15 protein-coding genes and 1 pseudogene are annotated in these 15,851 nt (G+C 61.2%); 9 read left to right on the top strand and 7 right to left on the bottom strand.

Translation table 11 applies throughout. From position 1 onward, the window contains the following. Window positions 1-418: 418 nt before the first annotated feature. Window positions 419-1,558, top strand: a complete 1,140-nt coding sequence (locus tag B3397_RS03380) for an HPP family protein (protein WP_296247306.1) — start codon at window positions 419-421, stop codon at window positions 1,556-1,558. Window positions 1,559-1,608: 50 nt separating this feature from the next. Here the strand turns inward: B3397_RS03380 and dctA are convergent, their stop codons facing one another. Further along, the gene (gene dctA / locus B3397_RS03375; protein WP_296247305.1) at window positions 1,609-2,925 is read right to left on the bottom strand and encodes a C4-dicarboxylate transporter DctA; all 1,317 of its coding nucleotides are present in this window, start codon (window positions 2,923-2,925) and stop codon (window positions 1,609-1,611) included. A 75-nt stretch (window positions 2,926-3,000) separates the two neighbouring features. Continuing rightward, window positions 3,001-4,170, bottom strand: coding sequence for a mandelate racemase/muconate lactonizing enzyme family protein (locus B3397_RS03370; protein WP_296247303.1), 1,170 nt, complete (start codon window positions 4,168-4,170; stop codon window positions 3,001-3,003). A gap of 125 nt (window positions 4,171-4,295) precedes the next feature. On the opposite strand from B3397_RS03370, the gene B3397_RS03365 reads away from it, so the two are divergent. Both B3397_RS03365 and B3397_RS03360 read left to right on the top strand, forming a co-directional pair. Continuing rightward, window positions 4,296-5,165, top strand: a complete 870-nt coding sequence (locus B3397_RS03365) for a LysR family transcriptional regulator (RefSeq protein WP_296247301.1) — start codon at window positions 4,296-4,298, stop codon at window positions 5,163-5,165. 49 nt (window positions 5,166-5,214) lie between these two features. Beyond that, entirely contained in the window at window positions 5,215-5,967 is a 753-nt protein-coding gene (locus B3397_RS03360; RefSeq protein WP_296247299.1) for a sulfite exporter TauE/SafE family protein, read from the top strand. A 28-nt stretch (window positions 5,968-5,995) separates the two neighbouring features. On the opposite strand, the gene B3397_RS03355 is transcribed toward B3397_RS03360, so the two are convergent. The 3 genes from B3397_RS03355 to B3397_RS03345 form a co-directional block, all read right to left on the bottom strand. Continuing rightward, window positions 5,996-8,431 (bottom strand): TonB-dependent receptor, encoded by a 2,436-nt coding sequence (locus B3397_RS03355; protein ID WP_296247297.1) that lies wholly within the window; start codon window positions 8,429-8,431, stop codon window positions 5,996-5,998. 64 nt (window positions 8,432-8,495) lie between these two features. Then, window positions 8,496-9,443 (bottom strand): FecR domain-containing protein, encoded by a 948-nt coding sequence (locus B3397_RS03350; RefSeq protein ID WP_296247395.1) that lies wholly within the window; start codon window positions 9,441-9,443, stop codon window positions 8,496-8,498. Beyond that, entirely contained in the window at window positions 9,440-9,952 is a 513-nt protein-coding gene (locus tag B3397_RS03345) for a sigma-70 family RNA polymerase sigma factor (protein WP_296247295.1), read from the bottom strand. Before B3397_RS03345 ends, B3397_RS03350 begins: the two co-directional genes overlap by 4 nt. A gap of 143 nt (window positions 9,953-10,095) precedes the next feature. Between B3397_RS03345 and B3397_RS03340 the strand changes: the two are divergent. The 5 genes and pseudogenes from B3397_RS03340 to tal form a co-directional block, all read left to right on the top strand. Further along, a pseudogene (locus B3397_RS03340) lies at window positions 10,096-10,335 on the top strand (baseplate assembly protein); the annotation flags it as partial. A 171-nt stretch (window positions 10,336-10,506) separates the two neighbouring features. Continuing rightward, window positions 10,507-10,749 carry a CopG family transcriptional regulator gene (locus B3397_RS03335; RefSeq protein ID WP_296247292.1) on the top strand — a complete coding sequence of 81 codons (243 nt, stop codon included), beginning with the start codon at window positions 10,507-10,509 and terminating at the stop codon, window positions 10,747-10,749. Next, the gene (locus B3397_RS03330) at window positions 10,739-11,023 is read left to right on the top strand and encodes a type II toxin-antitoxin system RelE/ParE family toxin (RefSeq protein ID WP_296247291.1); all 285 of its coding nucleotides are present in this window, start codon (window positions 10,739-10,741) and stop codon (window positions 11,021-11,023) included. The genes B3397_RS03335 and B3397_RS03330 overlap by 11 nt, the downstream gene beginning before the upstream one ends. A gap of 372 nt (window positions 11,024-11,395) precedes the next feature. Beyond that, window positions 11,396-12,394 (top strand): tRNA dihydrouridine(20/20a) synthase DusA, encoded by a 999-nt coding sequence (gene dusA / locus B3397_RS03325; RefSeq protein ID WP_296247290.1) that lies wholly within the window; start codon window positions 11,396-11,398, stop codon window positions 12,392-12,394. Window positions 12,395-12,570: 176 nt separating this feature from the next. Then, a complete protein-coding gene (gene tal / locus B3397_RS03320) occupies window positions 12,571-13,500 on the top strand; it encodes a transaldolase (protein ID WP_296247288.1) in 930 nt (309 codons plus the stop codon). A gap of 99 nt (window positions 13,501-13,599) precedes the next feature. Here the strand turns inward: tal and rssC are convergent, their stop codons facing one another. Together rssC and rssB are read right to left on the bottom strand one after the other, a co-directional pair. After that, window positions 13,600-14,082 carry an anti-sigma factor antagonist RssC gene (gene rssC / locus B3397_RS03315; RefSeq protein WP_296247287.1) on the bottom strand — a complete coding sequence of 161 codons (483 nt, stop codon included), beginning with the start codon at window positions 14,080-14,082 and terminating at the stop codon, window positions 13,600-13,602. Next, window positions 14,079-15,263, bottom strand: a complete 1,185-nt coding sequence (gene rssB / locus B3397_RS03310; RefSeq protein ID WP_296247285.1) for a two-component system response regulator RssB — start codon at window positions 15,261-15,263, stop codon at window positions 14,079-14,081. The genes rssC and rssB overlap by 4 nt, the downstream gene beginning before the upstream one ends. A gap of 283 nt (window positions 15,264-15,546) precedes the next feature. On the opposite strand from rssB, the gene B3397_RS03305 reads away from it, so the two are divergent. Then, window positions 15,547-15,846, top strand: coding sequence for a PilZ domain-containing protein (locus tag B3397_RS03305; protein WP_296247283.1), 300 nt, complete (start codon window positions 15,547-15,549; stop codon window positions 15,844-15,846). Window positions 15,847-15,851 lie beyond the last annotated feature (5 nt).

Here is a 15,851-nt window from a genome sequence, read left to right as displayed (position 1 = left end):
TCCCTGAGGGAGAGGGAGCTGTACCGTGGCGTTCCAGCTATCGCGGTACGCTTTTGCTTTTAGCCCCCTCTCCCTGAGGGAGAGGGAGCCGTACCGTGGCGTTCCAGCTATCGCGGTACGCTTTTGCTTTTAGCCCCCTCTCCCTGAGGGAGAGGGAGCTGTACCGTGGCGTTCCAGCTATCGGGGTGCGCTTTTGCTTTTAGCTCCCTCTCCCCCAGGGAGAGGGCTGGGGTGAGGGGACCATTCACCCCATTCCTCAACCCCAACCCAATCCCCCCCTCCCCAATTTCGCCTGCAACATCACGACATGATATAAAGCCCGCCCTTCAAGCAGCGTGCGGCAATCCCGCCCTGCCCCGCGAGCTACCCGCCTCAGCAGCGCGCTGCTCGCCCTTGCCCCTTCGAGCCGGAGAAACCCATGCTCGGCAAAAACAATCTGGTAGCGCGACTGCGCTCACTCTGGCCTGCCCCCATGGCCATCGGCACCCGGGAAAAATGGCGTGCCTGCTGCGGTGCGGCGCTCGGCATTATTGCCGTGGCCGCCATGGCGTCTGCCTGGCTCAACGGCGCACTCGCCACCGAGCACGGCGTGCTTGCCCTGGCCATCGTTGCACCGATCGGGGCCAGTGCGGTGCTGGTGTTCGCCGTCCCTTCCAGCCCGCTCGCCCAACCTTGGTCCGTGGTCGGCGGAAACACCCTTTCGGCATTGATCGGTATCGCCTGTGCCAAATGGATTCCCGACGCCAGCCTCGCTGCCGCTGTGGCGGTGAGTCTGGCCATCGCCACAATGATGGCCGCGCGCTGCCTGCATCCACCCGGCGGCGCAGCGGCCTTGCTGATGGTCATCGCTGGCTGCCAGCAGTTTCACTACGCCCTCAGCCCGGTGATGCTCGACTCCCTGGTGTTGGTGCTGGTGGGCGTGCTTTACAACAACCTCACTCGCCGCGCATGGCCCCATGTGCCAGCGACCCCGGCAAGCCCCCCGCGCAGCCGGTTTTCCTCTGCCGACCTGGACGCAGCCCTGGCCCATTACAACCAGGTGCTGGACGTCAGCCGCGACGACCTGCAGGCGCTTCTGGAGCGTGCGGAAGCCTCGGCCTATCAACGCAACATGGGCGAAATACGCTGCTCCGACGTCATGACGCAAACGCCCATCGTTGCCCGGCAGGAGATGCCGCTGCGCGAAGCGTGGGCGTTGATGCGCAAGCACAAGGTGAAAGCGTTGCCGGTAATCGACCGCCAGCAGCACCTCACCGGCATCGTGACCGTGGCGGACTTCATGAATCAGATCGATCTTGATGCCCACGAAGGTGTTGGCTGGCATCTGCGAGCGTTACTGCGACCGACACGGGCACAGGAGGCCGCCACCATCGTCGGGCAGATCATGACCCGCTCGGTTCGGGTGGCCAGTGTTGATCGACTACTGACCGAATTGATCCCGGTGTTCTCAGAGAACGGTCACCGCCACGTACCGATCATCGATGCACAGCGGCGTTTGGTGGGTATCGTGACCCAGTCGGATTTGATCAAGGCGCTGTATTCGGCTGTCCGGGTTTGAGGGGTTGTGCCGGGAAGTTTTGGGGTGAACGGCCCCGTCACCCCAGACGTCTAGGGATTGGAATTCCCGACAACCACCGCCCCGCCAGTCTCCACCTGCGGATGCTTCATCGTCGCCAGCTCCCTGGCTGCCACCGCCTGATCGAACGCACCATCCCATTTCGCGATCGCAATGGTCCCAATGCCGTTACCGATCAGGTTGGTAACCGCCCGCGCCTCATTGAGGAACCTGTCCACACCCAGCAGCAACACCAAGCCCACCAACGGAATCTCTGGAATCACCGAGAGCGTCGCCGCCAGGGTCACGAAACCGGCGCCAGCCACGCCCGCGGAGCCCTTGGACGTCAGCAGCAAAACCCCTAGCACCACCAACTGATCTCCAAGGCTCAGGGGCGTGTTGGTAGCCTGGGCCACGAAGATCGCGGCCATGGTGAGGTAGATACAGGTGCCGTCCGAATTGAAGGTGTAACCGGTCGGCAGCACCATGCCCACCACCGATTTCCGACAACCCAGCTTTTCCAGCTTGACCATCATGCGCGGCAGCACGGCTTCGGTGGAACAGGTACCCAGGGTAACCAGGATTTCATCCTTGAAGTAGCGCAGGAAGCTGAACAGCGGGATGCCCGACCAGCGTGCGATCGAACCCAGCACCACGACAATGAACACCAGGGTGGTCAGGTAGAGCGCCAGCATCAGGTGCCCCAGCGAAACGAGGGTGCCGATGCCGTATTTGCCGATGGTAAACGCCATGCCTGCCCCTGCCCCGATGGGCGCCAGGCGCATGACCATGGCAACGATCTTGAACAGACTTTGCAGCAGTAGATCGATGATGTTGATCAGCGGCTTGGCGGTTTCGCCGATCTGCACCAGCGCGACCCCCATGAGCACCGAAATGAAGATCACCTGGAGCATCGCGCCCTTGGCAAACGCATCGACTAGGGTGGTGGGGATGATGTTCATGAAGAAGCTGATGGCGCCGCCCTGATCATGAGCGGCTTGTGTGTAGCCTTTGATGGCGTCGGCGTTGAGCGATCCGACGTCGATGTTCATGCCTTCGCCGGGCTTCATGATATTCACCACGACCAAGCCGATCACCAACGCCAGGGTGGAAACAATCTCGAAGTAGATCAGCGCCTTGCCGCCGATACGCCCCACTTCCTTGATGCTGCCCATCTTGGCGATGCCGACCACCACCGTGCCGAATATGATCGGCGCCAGCAGCATCTTGATGAGCTTGATGAAGCCATCGGCCAAGGGTTGCAGCTTGGCCCCGATGTCGGGAACCAGATAACCGATGGCGCCACCGATGACGATGCCGATCAGAACCTGGACGTACAGAAGCTTGTACCAGCGCGTGGACGTGTTCATGGCTGTACCTCAGTGTTGTTTTTGTATGAGGACAAGAGGCGACCCCGCTTGGGGCCGCTTTGGAGCGAGGCCGGATCAGCCCTCGCCGAGTTCGCGCATGACCTTGTACAGCGCCGACTTGGCTTCGAAGCCCACGCCCGGGATATCCGGCAAGCCGACGTAGCCGTTCTCGACGCGAATGCCGTCGGCAAAGCCGCCGAAAGGCTGAAACACATCCGGGTACGATTCATTACCGCCCAGGTGCAGGCCAGCAGCAATGTTCAGCGACATCTGGTGACCGCCGTGAGGCACCACGCGGCGCGAAGACCAGCCCAGTTCCTTCATCACATCCAACGTACGCATGTACTCCACCAAGCCGTAGGACAAGGCGCAGTCGAACTGCACGAAGTCGCGGTCCGGGCGCATGCCACCGTGACGCAGCAGGTTGCGCGCGTCCTGGTGGGAGAACAGGTTCTCGCCGGTGGCCATGGGCAGGTCGTAGTGATTGGCCAGTTCGGCCTGCAACGCGTAATCCAGGGGATCACCCACCTCTTCGTACCAGAACAGGTTGTAAGGGGTGATGGCCTCGGCGTAAGCGATCGCGGTTTTCAGATCGAAGCGACCATTGGCATCCACGGCCAGTCGACGACCATCGCCCACCACCTCCAGAACGGCCTCGATACGTCGAATGTCCTCGTCCAGTGGCACTGCGCCGATCTTCATCTTGACCACGTCGTAACCGCGATCCAGATAACTCTGCATTTCCGCCTTGAGCTTGGTCTGGTCTTTGCCAGGATAGTAATAACCGCCGGCGGCATACACCCAGACCTTGTCGTCGGCCACGCCGTCGCGATAACGATCGGCCAGCAAGCGATACAGCGGCTTGCCTTCGATCTTGGCAACCGCGTCCCAGACGGCCATGTCGATGGTACCCACCGCCACCGAGCGCTCGCCATGGCCGCCCGGCTTTTCGTTGGTCATCAGGGTCTTCCAGATGGCAAACGGGTCGAGGTTGCTGTGCTCCTTGTCGATCAGCGTGTCGGGATCGGCTTCGGTAAGACGATCCAGAAAGCGGTCACGCATCAATGCGCCCTGCCCATAGCGGCCATTGGAATTGAAGCCATAGCCGATGACGGGCTTGCCATCACGGATCACGTCGGTGATCACCGCCACCACCGAACAGGTCATCTTGGAAAAATCGATGTAGGCGTTGGCAATGGGTGATGCGATGGAAACCGTCTTCTCGCGAATTTCGACGATGCGCATGGTCGAGCGTCCTCTCTGATTGTTGTTCCCGGTCATCCGGGTGGGTGCCAGAGAACTCTAAGCCTGGACTGGAAATCGCGGCCAATGCTATTAATGGAACACCCTATGTGTACAAGGCATCACCCATGGAACTCGTGTGGCTGGAAGACTTCAACGCGTTGGCGGAGAGCGGCAACTTCTCCCGCGCTGCTGAACTGCGGCACGTCAGCCAGCCCGCGTTCAGCCGCCGCATCCGCGCATTCGAGAGTTGGATAGGCGCCGATCTGTTCGAGCGCAGCGCTCAAGGCGCAACCCTGACCGACGCCGGCCAGAGCGTGCTGGACAACGCCCGCGAGCTGACGCGGCGGCTGTACCAGATGCGTGCGGACGCCAGGGAAATCGCCGGAAAAGCAACTCGAACCCTGCATTTCGCGGCCACGCACTCGCTGTCATTCACCTTTTTCCCCGCCTGGATCCGCAAGGTCGAAGCCGGTGTTCCCATTGAGGGCCTGAGCCTGCATTCGGACAATATGGTCGAGTGCGAGCAGTTGCTGCTCAACGGCGACGTGCAGTTTCTGATCTGTCACCAGCACGCCCAGGTGCCCTCACGCTTTGCCAGCCATCAATTCGAAAGCAAGCGGGTCGGCGCCGATGTGCTGATCGCCCTGCAGTCGGTCGACTTGACCGTCGGCAGCCCGGCCCCGTTCCTCGCCTATACCACCGAGTCCGGGCTTGGGCGTATAGTCGCCTCCCATCTGCAGAGCCACCCCGAGCATCCGAAGATGGAGACCGTCTTCAGTTCCCACCTTGCTGCGGTGTTGCTGTCCATGGTCCATCAAGCCAAAGGCATCGCCTGGCTCCCCGGTACGCTGGCAGCCAGCGACCTTGCTTCGGGCCGGCTGCTGCGGGCGCAGGTGCCGCTTGACGATATCCCCACGGATATCCGCATCTTCCGAGCCAGAATTCCTCTCGGCGAGTTCGCCGAGACGTTCTGGGCCAATCTGGCTGAGGCGTGACGCTGGCCGCTGCTACACCCATCGCAACGTTTTTCGTAAGTGAGTACCAATGACAGGTTTTATCGGGTTTCTGCTGCTGGGCTGTGCAATAGGAACCCTGGGCGGTATTTTCGGCATCGGTGGCGGACTGATCGCGCTGCCTATCCTGATTCTGGTGTTCGATGTGGATCAGCAACTGGCCCAGGGCACAGTGCTGATGATGGTCGTACCCAACGTGATCCTGGCGCTGTGGCGCTACCACCAGCGAACCCGCATCGAGCTCAGGCACGTCCTGCCCCTGGCGATTTCCGGTGCGGTGTTCGGCTGGCTGGGCTCGACGGTCGCGGTAGGCCTGGACCCCGGATCGATGAGCGTCGGCTTCGCGATCTTCATGCTGGTGCTGGCTGCGTACACGTTCATCCAGATGTACATTCCCAAAGCGGCAGGCACCGGCGAGCTGAAATACGGTTGGCCGGCGCTGGCGACTCTGGGGGCCAGCTCAGGCATTCTGGGCGGCTTCTTCGGGCTGGGTGGCTCGGTGTTGGCGACGCCCATCCTGGCCACCGTTTTCGGCGCCTCTCAAGTGGTCGCCCAGGGCCTGTCACTGGCCCTGGCCGCCCCCACTACCATCGCCACGATGAGCGCCTATGCGCTGCACGGGCACGTGGACTGGCGTATCGGCCTGCCGTTGGCCATTGGCGGCATGGCCAGTGTGAGCTGGGGCGTCGGTGTGGCTTACCGAATGCCCGAACGGGTGCTGCGCACCTCCTTTTGCCTGTTTCTGGTGTTGTGCGCGGGGCTGCTGTTGCTCAAACAGGCCTAGGTCGCCCCCGGTCAGACCGCGGGTAGCTTCAGAACCCTACCGTCGCCGACAGCAGATACGTTCGCGGCGTAGACAGCGTCAAACCTGGCTCGCTGTCGTCCGAGGCCCCTGCCGATGCCCAATAGCGCTCGCCCAGCACATTCTCGACGTTGGCGCGTACCGTGACCGCTTTGCCTTCGACCTTGAAGGCGTAGCGTGCGCCAACGTCGAACCGCTCCCAGCTGTCGATTTCCTTGGTGTTGGCCTGATCCAGATACTGCGAACTGGAATAGATGGCGCGGCCCGTGAGGGTCAGGCCTGGCAGGCTCGGCACGTCCCATTCGCCGCCCAGGTTAGCGTTGAATTTCGGCGTGGCAGGTGCGCGATTGCCATCGAAGCTGCCTCCGTTGGTGTCAGTCAGCTCGCTGTCGATGAACATCACCCCGCCGAGTAATCGGACGCCTTGGGCGGGCTCGCCGAACATACTCAGCTCGATACCGTCGTTGACCCGCTTGCCGTTGGGTCCGAACACACGGCTGCTGGTATTGGTTTCGTAGGCAGGCTGCTTGATACGGAACGCCGCAGCCGTGACGGCCACAGCCCCCAGATCGTACTTGGCCCCGACCTCGACCTGGCGGCTGATGAACGGCGCAAAGATCTCGTCTTCATTCACCGAAGTGGACGGAGCAATCTTGCCTTGGCTCAGACCTTCCATGTAATTGGCATACAGCGACAGTTGATCGGTCAGCTTGTAGAGCACACCCATCGAGGGCGAAAGCTTTTCCTCGTCGTAGCTGGTGTCGCCTTTGACCCCGCCGGTCCAATCGTCGACCTTCACCCGCTGCCAGCGTGCGCCGAGGGTGACCAGCAACTGGTCATCGAGCAGGCCCAGGGTGTCGGATAACGCCACGCCGGTGTAGCGGCTCTCGGTGTACACCTTGGCGTCCTGACGCGTAGGGTTGTTCGGCGTCGGCGTCGGTACCGGGTCGTAGAGGTTGCTGGGCGCAGCGGCATAGCGGGCGCCGCCGTTGGTAAAGTCCATGTAGAAATAGCTCGCGGCAAGGTTCACCTCGTGGCTTACCGGACCCGTCTGGAACCCGTTGCGCAGGCCCACCGTGCCGGTCCGGACGTTTTCGTCGCGGGTGAAGTCCCGCGGCTGAACGCTGAAATCGCCAGCATCGTTGGTGATCGAAACGTTGTGGCGGAGAAACTCATGGTTGCTTTTGCGTGCACCAATGCCGCCATACACCATGACCGAATCGCTGACATCGAACTCACCATTCACCGCGCCGAAGGTGTCGCGGGTGCGAGCCTTGCTCCACGCTTGCGCGTAGTTGTCGCGCACCTTCCCGGCATCCGGCACCTTGGCATTGACGCCGACCTGTACCCGTTCCTGGGGCGCGTCGGTGTCGCGTTCGGTATGGCCGATGTCAGTCGAGATCCGCGCCCTTTCGCCACGAAAATCCAGGCCCAGCACGGCCATTTCGCGCCCTACGCTTTGGTGGTCCCAGTCGGTGTCCCCGGACTGTCTCACGCCATTGAACCGCAGGCCGAACTGGTTCTCTTCACCGAACCGTCGGCCGATATCCAACGCTCCCCCGACCTGGCTGTCGGAGGCATAGCTGCCGGTGAATTCGGTTATCGGCGTATCGCTGGCACGCTTGGGCACCACATTGATGCCGCCGCCGACGCTGCCGCGCGGTGATATGCCATTGATGAGCTGGCTGGGGCCGCGCAGAATATCGACCCGGTCGGCCATTTCCATGTCGATCGAATAGGTCGGCAGAATGCCGTACAGGCCGTTGTAGGCCACGTCACTGTTGAACAGGCTGAAGCCACGGATGGTGAACTGCTCGTAGCGCCCGCCGGCCGGGTTGGTGGACCGTACGGCCGGGTCGCTTGCGATCAGGTCGCCCAGGGTCCGTGCCTGCTGGTTCTTGGCGGTCGCGCCGGTGTAGGTGGTCATGCTGAACGGCGTTTCCATGAAGTCCCGCGAGCCAAGCAAACCCTGCGAGCCGCGTCGGGCCACCTGGCCACCGGCATAGGCCTCGCCTTCAGCGTTGGCAAACGCGGTGTGCGTGCCGGTAATGTCGGTGGGGGCAATTTCCACCGCCTCGGCGCCTTGTGGCACAGCCACCAAGGTATAGGCGCCCTGCCCCAAGGGCTGCAACTGCAACCCGCTTCCGGCCAGCAGGCGAGCAAAACCGCCTTCGACACTGTGGCTGCCGCTGAGCCCTGTGCTGCGCCGGCCACTCACCAGGCCTGGATCGACCGAAAGACTTACGTCTGCCTGGCTGGCAAAACGCGTCAAGGCCGCCGCCAGTTCACCGGCAGGGATGTCGTATGTGCGCTCCTGGCTCTGCGCGAAGGCCATTGGCGCCGTCCACGCGCCCAGGCCCAGCCACATGCTCAAACACAACGTGGGGACCGATAGCGATGTGCTCATGGGGAATAACGGGCGTTGCGGGCGGGCCGGTGCGGGCATGGAGGCGTTCTCTATTGAATGTACTTACCTCCATGACCACCCAGACGGAAAAAGGGGACAGGCATCAGGCGATTTTCTTGCGCGGCGCCAAGGTCGCCCAGTAGCGGGTGCGCCAATGCACCTCAAGCGGCAGGGTCGCCGCCAGGATGGTCAATACGCGATCGGGGTCGTCCAACATGAAGGTGCCGGTGACCCGCAGAGCCTCCAGCTCCGGCGCCCAACGCAGGACACCGGGACGATACCTGTCCAGATCTCGCAGGACATCGCCCAGAGGTTGATCCAGTGCTACCAGCACGCCTTCACGCCAACCCGGCTGCCGCGTGTCGAACATCGTGATGGGGCCGATCCCCCGATCGCTGACCCGCACACGTTGCCCTGCCCCCAGCGTCAGGGCGCTGTAGCGCAGCGGCTGAAGATCGGCGGTACCCGCGAACATCGAGAACGCGCAGCCGGCATCGTCCTGCCGAACCGCCATTTCGCCGCCGCGCACTGTGCTCAGACCGTGGGCCGTATGGATGAGGAAAGGCTGCGGCGTCGCCAGCCGCAATGACATCTCCCCGCGAAGCAGCGTCAGTCGGCGCCGGCTGTGGTCGATGTCTATCGCCGTGGCCGTGTTGAGGTGCAGCACGCTACCATCGGCCAAGGTGACGCGCCGTCGCTCGCCGGTGCCAGTGGACAGATCGGCCTGCCACGCCGCCAACGGCAGCTCGCGGGTGGCCAGCCAACCGGCCGGCGCGGCGACTGCCAGACCGAGCAAACACTTGAGCAGTTGCCGGCGACCTACGTCCGGCCGACCCAATGTCGCCATCGCCACCGCCGGTGGCAGCGCCTCGAAGCGACCCCGCAAGGCTTGCACTCGATGCCAGGCATGCTCATGGGCGACACTGGCCTCGCGCCAACGCTGCAGGCGGGCACGCTCCTGCTCGGTGAGCTCACCGGATTCGACTCGCACCAGCCAACGCGCCGCAGCGCGGGCTACCTGCCGGGCTTCGGCACTGGGCTCGGGATTCAGCACAGTTCAGCCAACAAGCAATGCGCATACGCCTGAGCCATATAGCGTTTGACGCTGCGCTCGGTCACGCCAAGCCGAGCAGCGATTTCGCCATAGCGCAGGCCCTCGAGCTGGCTCAGCAAGAATGCCTGGCGTACCCGCCAGGGCAAACCGTCCAGCAACTCGTCGAGCGCATGCAGTGTTTCCAGCACCTGCCAGCGGTGTTCCGGCGACGGCGCATGGACCTCCGGCAACTGCGCCAGGGTATCCAGATAGGCCTGCTCCAGGCTGCGGCGCTTGTAGAAATTGACCAGCAGCCGTTTGCCGATGGTGAGCAGATAGGCCCGGGGCTCCTTAAGGTCGGCAATAGGCTGAGCGCTGGAGAGAACCCGCATGAAGGTGTCCTGACTCAGGTCGGCAGCCTCATGACGGCTGCCCAGCCGGCGGCTGAGCCATTGTTCCAGCCAGGTGCGATTGACCTGATAGAGCTGATGGAATGCCTGCGCATTCGAATCCGCGCGATCGATCATGTGTGCACCTGGGTAGATGGTAATGAGATCGATTGTATTTCAAGAGATGGGGATGGCGATAGCTTTCGTCGTCCACCCGCCCCCCATGAACCGCTAAGCTTGCGCGTGCCGCTGCCGCTGCCGCTGCCGCTGGTGGCACGGGTATGAAGGCGTTCACCCCGATCGATCTGGGCCGGTTGCCGGACCCAACCTTCGTCGACTAGAACGATTTCCAGCAGATACTCGCTGAGCGCAAGGCGTGCGCGGTGAACCTGAGGCCTACCGAGCAGCGGGCCTATGTGGCGGCGAGGTTGGCGCTGGAATCCGAGTCGCTGACCAGGCTGCTGCAGGAGAACGCCTATCTCGAAATGCTCTGGCGCCAGCGGGTCAACGAGGCGGCGCTGCACATTTTGTCAACACAGTGGCCGCAGATCCAATGAGGACTCGCACCGCCCGGTGACCTGCTTATAGCTCGGTGCTATGGCGGGTTCAGATACACCTCACGACAACCTACCGGTTCCCGATTGGGGCTGCCGGTGTAACATACCCCTTCAATACCTAACGCGGAGGTTGCCATGGCCGGTATATCACTGAATCTTCCGGAAGACCTTTCCAACTCCCTTGCCGATCTGGCCAGGACCAATGGTCAGAGCGCCAGCTACCTTGCCATGGACGTCCTTCGTGACTTTATCGAGCACGAAAAGACGCTGACTTTGCAGATCGAACAGGCAGTGAAGGAAGCTGACGAAGGTAAATTCGCTAGCGACGAGCAAGTGGCGGCAATGCGCGCACGACGCTGGGGCCCGAATGCGGGTTGAATGGCTGGAAAAAGCCCTTAGAAACCTGGAAGACGAAGCTAACTATATCGCGCTGGAAAATCCAAAGGCTGCGGATGACTTTTCGGACGCCATCTTTGCCAGCGTTGATAATCTTGCGCAATTTCCTTTTATGGGCCGTGACGGACGGGTCAAAAATACCCGGGAATGGGCGGTGCCGAATTGGTCATATTTGATTCCGTATCGAATTCGTGGCGATTGTCTGCAAATCCTTGGCGTCTTCCACACGAGGCAGCGACCTCGTTCGAGTTGGTGACCGAAAATGCTGTAGCGGCCACAGATCCACGCTATGCGGAGCTATTCACTACCCTCGCATTCTGGCGCACACGGAGCGTCATACCGGCCATGATTTGGTGATTCGCGATTCATCCTGGGTCGCAATCTTCAGCTGACTTGTTCCGCCACACCACGGCGGAAAAGGCCGCCTACTACCGCCTCATAACGGAAGTGTTTGCTGCTGCCAAGCGCCACTACCGCCTGTAATTAAGGCCAGACGAAGTATTGGCCGAAGCGACATGGGGTCAGCAGACGCCACCGGCTGAGCATTGAGCATGATCTAGTAGCGTGGCTGCGCAACAGCTCGAGATGTTAAAGTATCGCCATATTTAGCTATAGGCTCCCGACTCGAATGTCATCCGCAAACCCCGCTAAAACGCCCTCGTTCACCCGGCGTTTTTCCGTCGCGCCCATGATGGATTGGACGGACCGCCACTGCCGCTACTTCCTGCGCCTGCTCTCCAGCCACACCCTGCTCTACACCGAAATGGTCACCACCGGCGCCCTGCTCAACGGTGACCATGAGCGTTTTCTGCGTTACGACCAGACCGAACACCCCATCGCCCTGCAATTGGGCGGCAGCACCCCGGGCGATCTCGCTGCCTGCGCACGCATGGCCGAGCAGCATGGTTATGACGAGGTCAACCTCAACGTCGGCTGCCCCAGCGATCGGGTGCAGAACAATATGATCGGCGCCTGCCTGATGGGCCACCCTGCCCTGGTGGCCGGTTGCGTGAAGGCGATGCGCGACGCGGTGTCGATTCCGGTGACCGTCAAGCACCGTATCGGCATCAATGGCCGTGACAGCTACGAGCAGCTTTGCGATTTCGTCGGTCAGGTGCGTGAGGCTGGCTGCCGCAGTTTTACCGTGCATGCTCGGATCGCGATTCTTGAGGGGCTGTCACCGAAGGAAAATCGGGATATTCCACCCTTGCGCTACGACGTGGCGGCGCAACTGAAGAGCGACTTTTCCGACCTGGAAATCGTACTCAACGGCGGTATCAAGACGCTGGCGGAATGTCACGCGCATCTGCAGACGTTCGACGGGGTGATGCTGGGTCGCGAGGCTTACCACAACCCGTATCTGCTGGCCGAGGTAGACCAGCAACTGTTCGGCAGCACGCTGCCTGTCATCAGCCGCTACGAGGCGTTGCAGGCCATGCGCCCTTACATTGCCGCGCATATCGCAGCGGGCGGTGCGATGCACCATATCACTCGGCACATGCTGGGGTTGGGCACCGGATTTCCGGGCGCACGCAAGTTTCGTCAGTTGTTGTCGGTGGATATACATAAAGCCGCCGACCCGCTGGCGCTGCTGGATCAAGCCGGGGCTTTGCTGGAAGGTCGTTGAGCGCTCAGCGGTGTCGGCGTCGCCACATTTGAGGCGCATAATGCGTGATGGAACCGCGGCGCGCGCAGGCACTCGAACAGTCATCTTTCCTCCGCCCGCCTTTGCCACTCCCCGGCCCTTGAGCCGGGGGCGGCCCTCGGGTAATGTCATTCATTCGCACAGGACAGAGCAAACACATGACTTCCAAGCTCGAACAACTCAAGCAAATGACCACTGTGGTCGCGGACACCGGCGACGTCGATGCCATCTCCAAGCTCAAGCCCGTGGACGCTACCACCAACCCATCGCTGCTGCTCAAGGCCGCTTCGCTGGAAGGCTACAAAGAGCTGCTGAGCAAGACCATCAGCGACAGCAAGGGCGACATCGGCCTGGCGTCGGACACTTTTGCCGTTGCAGTGGGCACAGGCATCCTGAAGGCGATTCCCGGCCGCATCTCCACGGAAGTGGATGCTCGCCTGTCGTTCGACGAACAAGCGCTGCTGGCCAAGGCCAACCAACTGATCGACCTGTACGAGAAAGCCGGTGTCGGCCGTGAGCGGGTGCTGATCAAGCTGGCCTCTACCTGGGAAGGCATCCGTGCCGCCGAGAAGCTGGAGAAAGCCGGCATCCAGTGCAACCTGACGCTGCTGTTCTCCTTTGCTCAGGCACAGGCCTGCGCCGATGCGGGCGTTTTCCTGATCTCGCCGTTCGTGGGCCGGATCTACGACTGGTACAAGAAGTCCACCGGCCAGGAATACACCGGCGCGCAGGACCCAGGCGTGCAGTCGGTGACCCGTATCTACAACTACTACAAAGCCAACGACTACAGCACCGTCGTGATGGGCGCCAGCTTCCGCAATATCAGCCAGATCGAAGAGCTGGCGGGCTGCGATCGCCTGACCATCAGCCCTGAGCTGCTGCACAAGCTGGCTGAAGACGAAGGCTCGCTGACCCAGAAGCTCAAACCAGGCAACCCAGGTGAGCCAAAGCAGATCCTCACCGAACCGCAATTCCGCTGGGCGTCGAACGAAGATGCCATGGCGACCGAGAAACTGGCTGAAGGTATTCGTCAGTTCGCCCGCGATCAGGAAAAGCTCGAGGCCCTGTTGGCCGGCAAGGTTTCCTGAGTCGGGAAAGCTGGATGTAAAAAGGGCGACCCTCGGGTCGCCCTTTTTTTTCCACCTGATCAAAGGGCGCCTGTACGCGGAGCCCGTTATCTCAGCGGATCAGCTGCGCTCCAGCGCGTTGACCAGATCGTGAAACGCTTCGCGATTGGAGTCGTTCAAACCCATCAGAATCTTGTGAGCTTCCAGCACCTTGGCCTTGACCACTTCTTCGGACTGATCCTGGGAAGGCAGGTCAGTAAGGCACTCCGGGCATGGGATCGGTCGGCCGACGATATTGAACACCTGGTCGAAGCCCATGGATTGCAGCAGGCGCGTGATGTCCTCGTGAGTGGTCACGACGGTGGGCAGCAGCCCGACTTTCTGCCGCGACAGGATCGACAGCTTGGCCAACAGGCCCAGGGTGGTGCTGTCGATACTGCGGGTTTCGGTGAGATCGATCACAATGGCCGAGAAATTCAGCGCAGTGAAGATCTTCTCAATAGTCGCATCCAGCGCCGAACACAGGGTCAGACGCACTTCACCTACAAATTTCAACACAAACGTGCCGCTTTGCTCAGCGAACTGGATTCTACCAGTACTCATTCAAGGTTCCTGCTCAGCACCATCAGGGCGATATCATCCGGCATCTCCCCGAGTGTGGCCAGTCCAAACTTTTGCCGCAAGCCATCCAGGCTTCCGGCCGCTGCCTTGACGATCTCAGGCAATGCAGCTTCTTTGTCTCTCAGTGTCTCACCTGGCAGAAGATCCAGGATGCCATCGGAGAACAGCGTCAGGCTGAACTGCTCCGGCAACTCCATCACGTGATCCGTGTAGGTGGCCTCGTTGAAGAGCCCCACGGGCAAGCCGCGGCCTTCCAGATAACTCACCTTGCTCGGTGTGTACAACACCGGCAGCGGCAAATGCCCGCCAATGCTGTACGTCAGCAGGCCGGTGTTCTCGTCGATCACACCGCCCACCATGGTCACATGCTTGCCCAACCGGGTATTGATCAAACCACGGTTGATATGGCCCAACACGTCCGAGGGCTTGAACTCGGGTAACGAACCACCCCGCTTGGATTCAAACATCAGGCGGGTGGTCATGAATTTCAACAGCACGGTGACGAATGCAGACGAAGCGCCATGGCCGGAGACGTCGGCCAGGTAGAACGCCACTCGGTGTTCGTCTACCCGGAAGTAGTCGACGAAATCTCCCGACAGATAAAGCGACGGAATGATCTGATGCTCGAACTTGAAACCGTCGGTGCTCCATGGGCTTTCCGGCAGCATGTTCATCTGCACTTGCCGGCCGGCGGTCTGGTCCTCCTGCAGCAAGTGCAGGCTGGCCTCCAGCTCACGGTTGGCGGTTTCGAGCTTCTCGCGATAGCGCCGGTTCTCCAGCAGCAAGCGGGAACGATCCAGGGCCCGGCGCACGGAATGCTCGAGCACGGCAAGGTCTTCCAACGGCTTGATGAGGTAATCCGAAGCGCCCAGGCGCAGAGCCTCGACCGCATCATTCATCACCCCTGCGCCAGACAGCACGATCACCGGCGTATCCGCAGCGCGCTCGGTGACCTGACGGATGAGCTCCAGCCCACCTACCTGCGGCATGCGCAGGTCGCAGATCACGAGGTCGGGCTGTTGCTGCTCGAATACCTGGAGGCCCTGCACGCCATTGTTGGCTTGCAGGACACTGAAGCCGCTGTCTTCAAGGTAGGCCGCAAGGCTCGCGCGCACTACGTCGTCGTCATCGATTATCAGCAGCGTGGCACTGGGTTTCTGCATGTGGGCAAACGGCGCCAGAAATTGGTTGTCGTAAGTAACTCGGCCTAGCCGAAGCTGCTTTACCTAGGGTGACCTAGATTCACTTCTAGCCCCTCTGAGGGTCGATTACAAGGACCTGATGTCCTGCGCACTGATATTCAGAGGTGCCCTGTAAGGCGCAGACGGTACTCCCATCCGCTTGCTGTTTCAAGCGTACACCGATGGTCGCTCGACGTCTTTACTCGGCAAATCACCGGCAGTTATAAAAACCCACATTCCAGCAACCAAATGAAAGGACGGACCCATGAGCCAGATTGATCGTGACTACAGTGAGAAGCGTGATTTCATTCGCATGACCGTGGACGCCAAGGTCACTTTGAAGATTGCTGGGCAGACCATTCCCGCCGTATGCCGGGACCTCTCCAGCACCGGCATGCAACTCGAAGCTCAGGTCGCGCTGAAGACAGGCGACACGTTGAGTGTGCACCTGCCTTGTGAACATGCGACCTTGCGCGACCTGGATGCCGACGTCGAAGTGGTACGGGTTCAGGATCTGGGCGACGGCCGCCAGATACTGGGCCTGAGCATTCTGAAGATGAACTGAGCAAT

Origin of the sequence: Pseudomonas sp. UBA4194, from assembly GCF_002379585.1 — a bacterium.
Lineage (GTDB): Bacteria > Pseudomonadota > Gammaproteobacteria > Pseudomonadales > Pseudomonadaceae > Aquipseudomonas.
The sequence above is the reverse complement of the archived record's forward strand: the minus strand, read 5'-3'. Positions and strand labels throughout refer to the sequence as shown.

Excerpts from the sequence above, each read along its gene's own strand:
- B3397_RS03330 (WP_296247291.1), top strand. The coding sequence starts at position 10,739 with ATGCGGGTTGAATGGCTGGAAAAAGCCCTTAGAAACCTGGAAGACGAA.
- B3397_RS03305 (WP_296247283.1), top strand. The coding sequence starts at position 15,547 with ATGAGCCAGATTGATCGTGACTACAGTGAGAAGCGTGATTTCATTCGC.
- rssC (WP_296247287.1), bottom strand. The coding sequence starts at position 14,082 with ATGAGTACTGGTAGAATCCAGTTCGCTGAGCAAAGCGGCACGTTTGTG.
- B3397_RS03370 (WP_296247303.1), bottom strand. The coding sequence starts at position 4,170 with ATGCGCATCGTCGAAATTCGCGAGAAGACGGTTTCCATCGCATCACCC.
- dusA (WP_296247290.1), top strand. The coding sequence starts at position 11,396 with ATGTCATCCGCAAACCCCGCTAAAACGCCCTCGTTCACCCGGCGTTTT.
- dctA (WP_296247305.1), bottom strand. The coding sequence starts at position 2,925 with ATGAACACGTCCACGCGCTGGTACAAGCTTCTGTACGTCCAGGTTCTG.
- tal (WP_296247288.1), top strand. The coding sequence starts at position 12,571 with ATGACTTCCAAGCTCGAACAACTCAAGCAAATGACCACTGTGGTCGCG.
- B3397_RS03380 (WP_296247306.1), top strand. The coding sequence starts at position 419 with ATGCTCGGCAAAAACAATCTGGTAGCGCGACTGCGCTCACTCTGGCCT.
- B3397_RS03345 (WP_296247295.1), bottom strand. The coding sequence starts at position 9,952 with ATGATCGATCGCGCGGATTCGAATGCGCAGGCATTCCATCAGCTCTAT.
- B3397_RS03335 (WP_296247292.1), top strand. The coding sequence starts at position 10,507 with ATGGCCGGTATATCACTGAATCTTCCGGAAGACCTTTCCAACTCCCTT.
- B3397_RS03355 (WP_296247297.1), bottom strand. The coding sequence starts at position 8,431 with ATGCCCGCACCGGCCCGCCCGCAACGCCCGTTATTCCCCATGAGCACA.
- rssB (WP_296247285.1), bottom strand. The coding sequence starts at position 15,263 with ATGCAGAAACCCAGTGCCACGCTGCTGATAATCGATGACGACGACGTA.
- B3397_RS03365 (WP_296247301.1), top strand. The coding sequence starts at position 4,296 with ATGGAACTCGTGTGGCTGGAAGACTTCAACGCGTTGGCGGAGAGCGGC.
- B3397_RS03360 (WP_296247299.1), top strand. The coding sequence starts at position 5,215 with ATGACAGGTTTTATCGGGTTTCTGCTGCTGGGCTGTGCAATAGGAACC.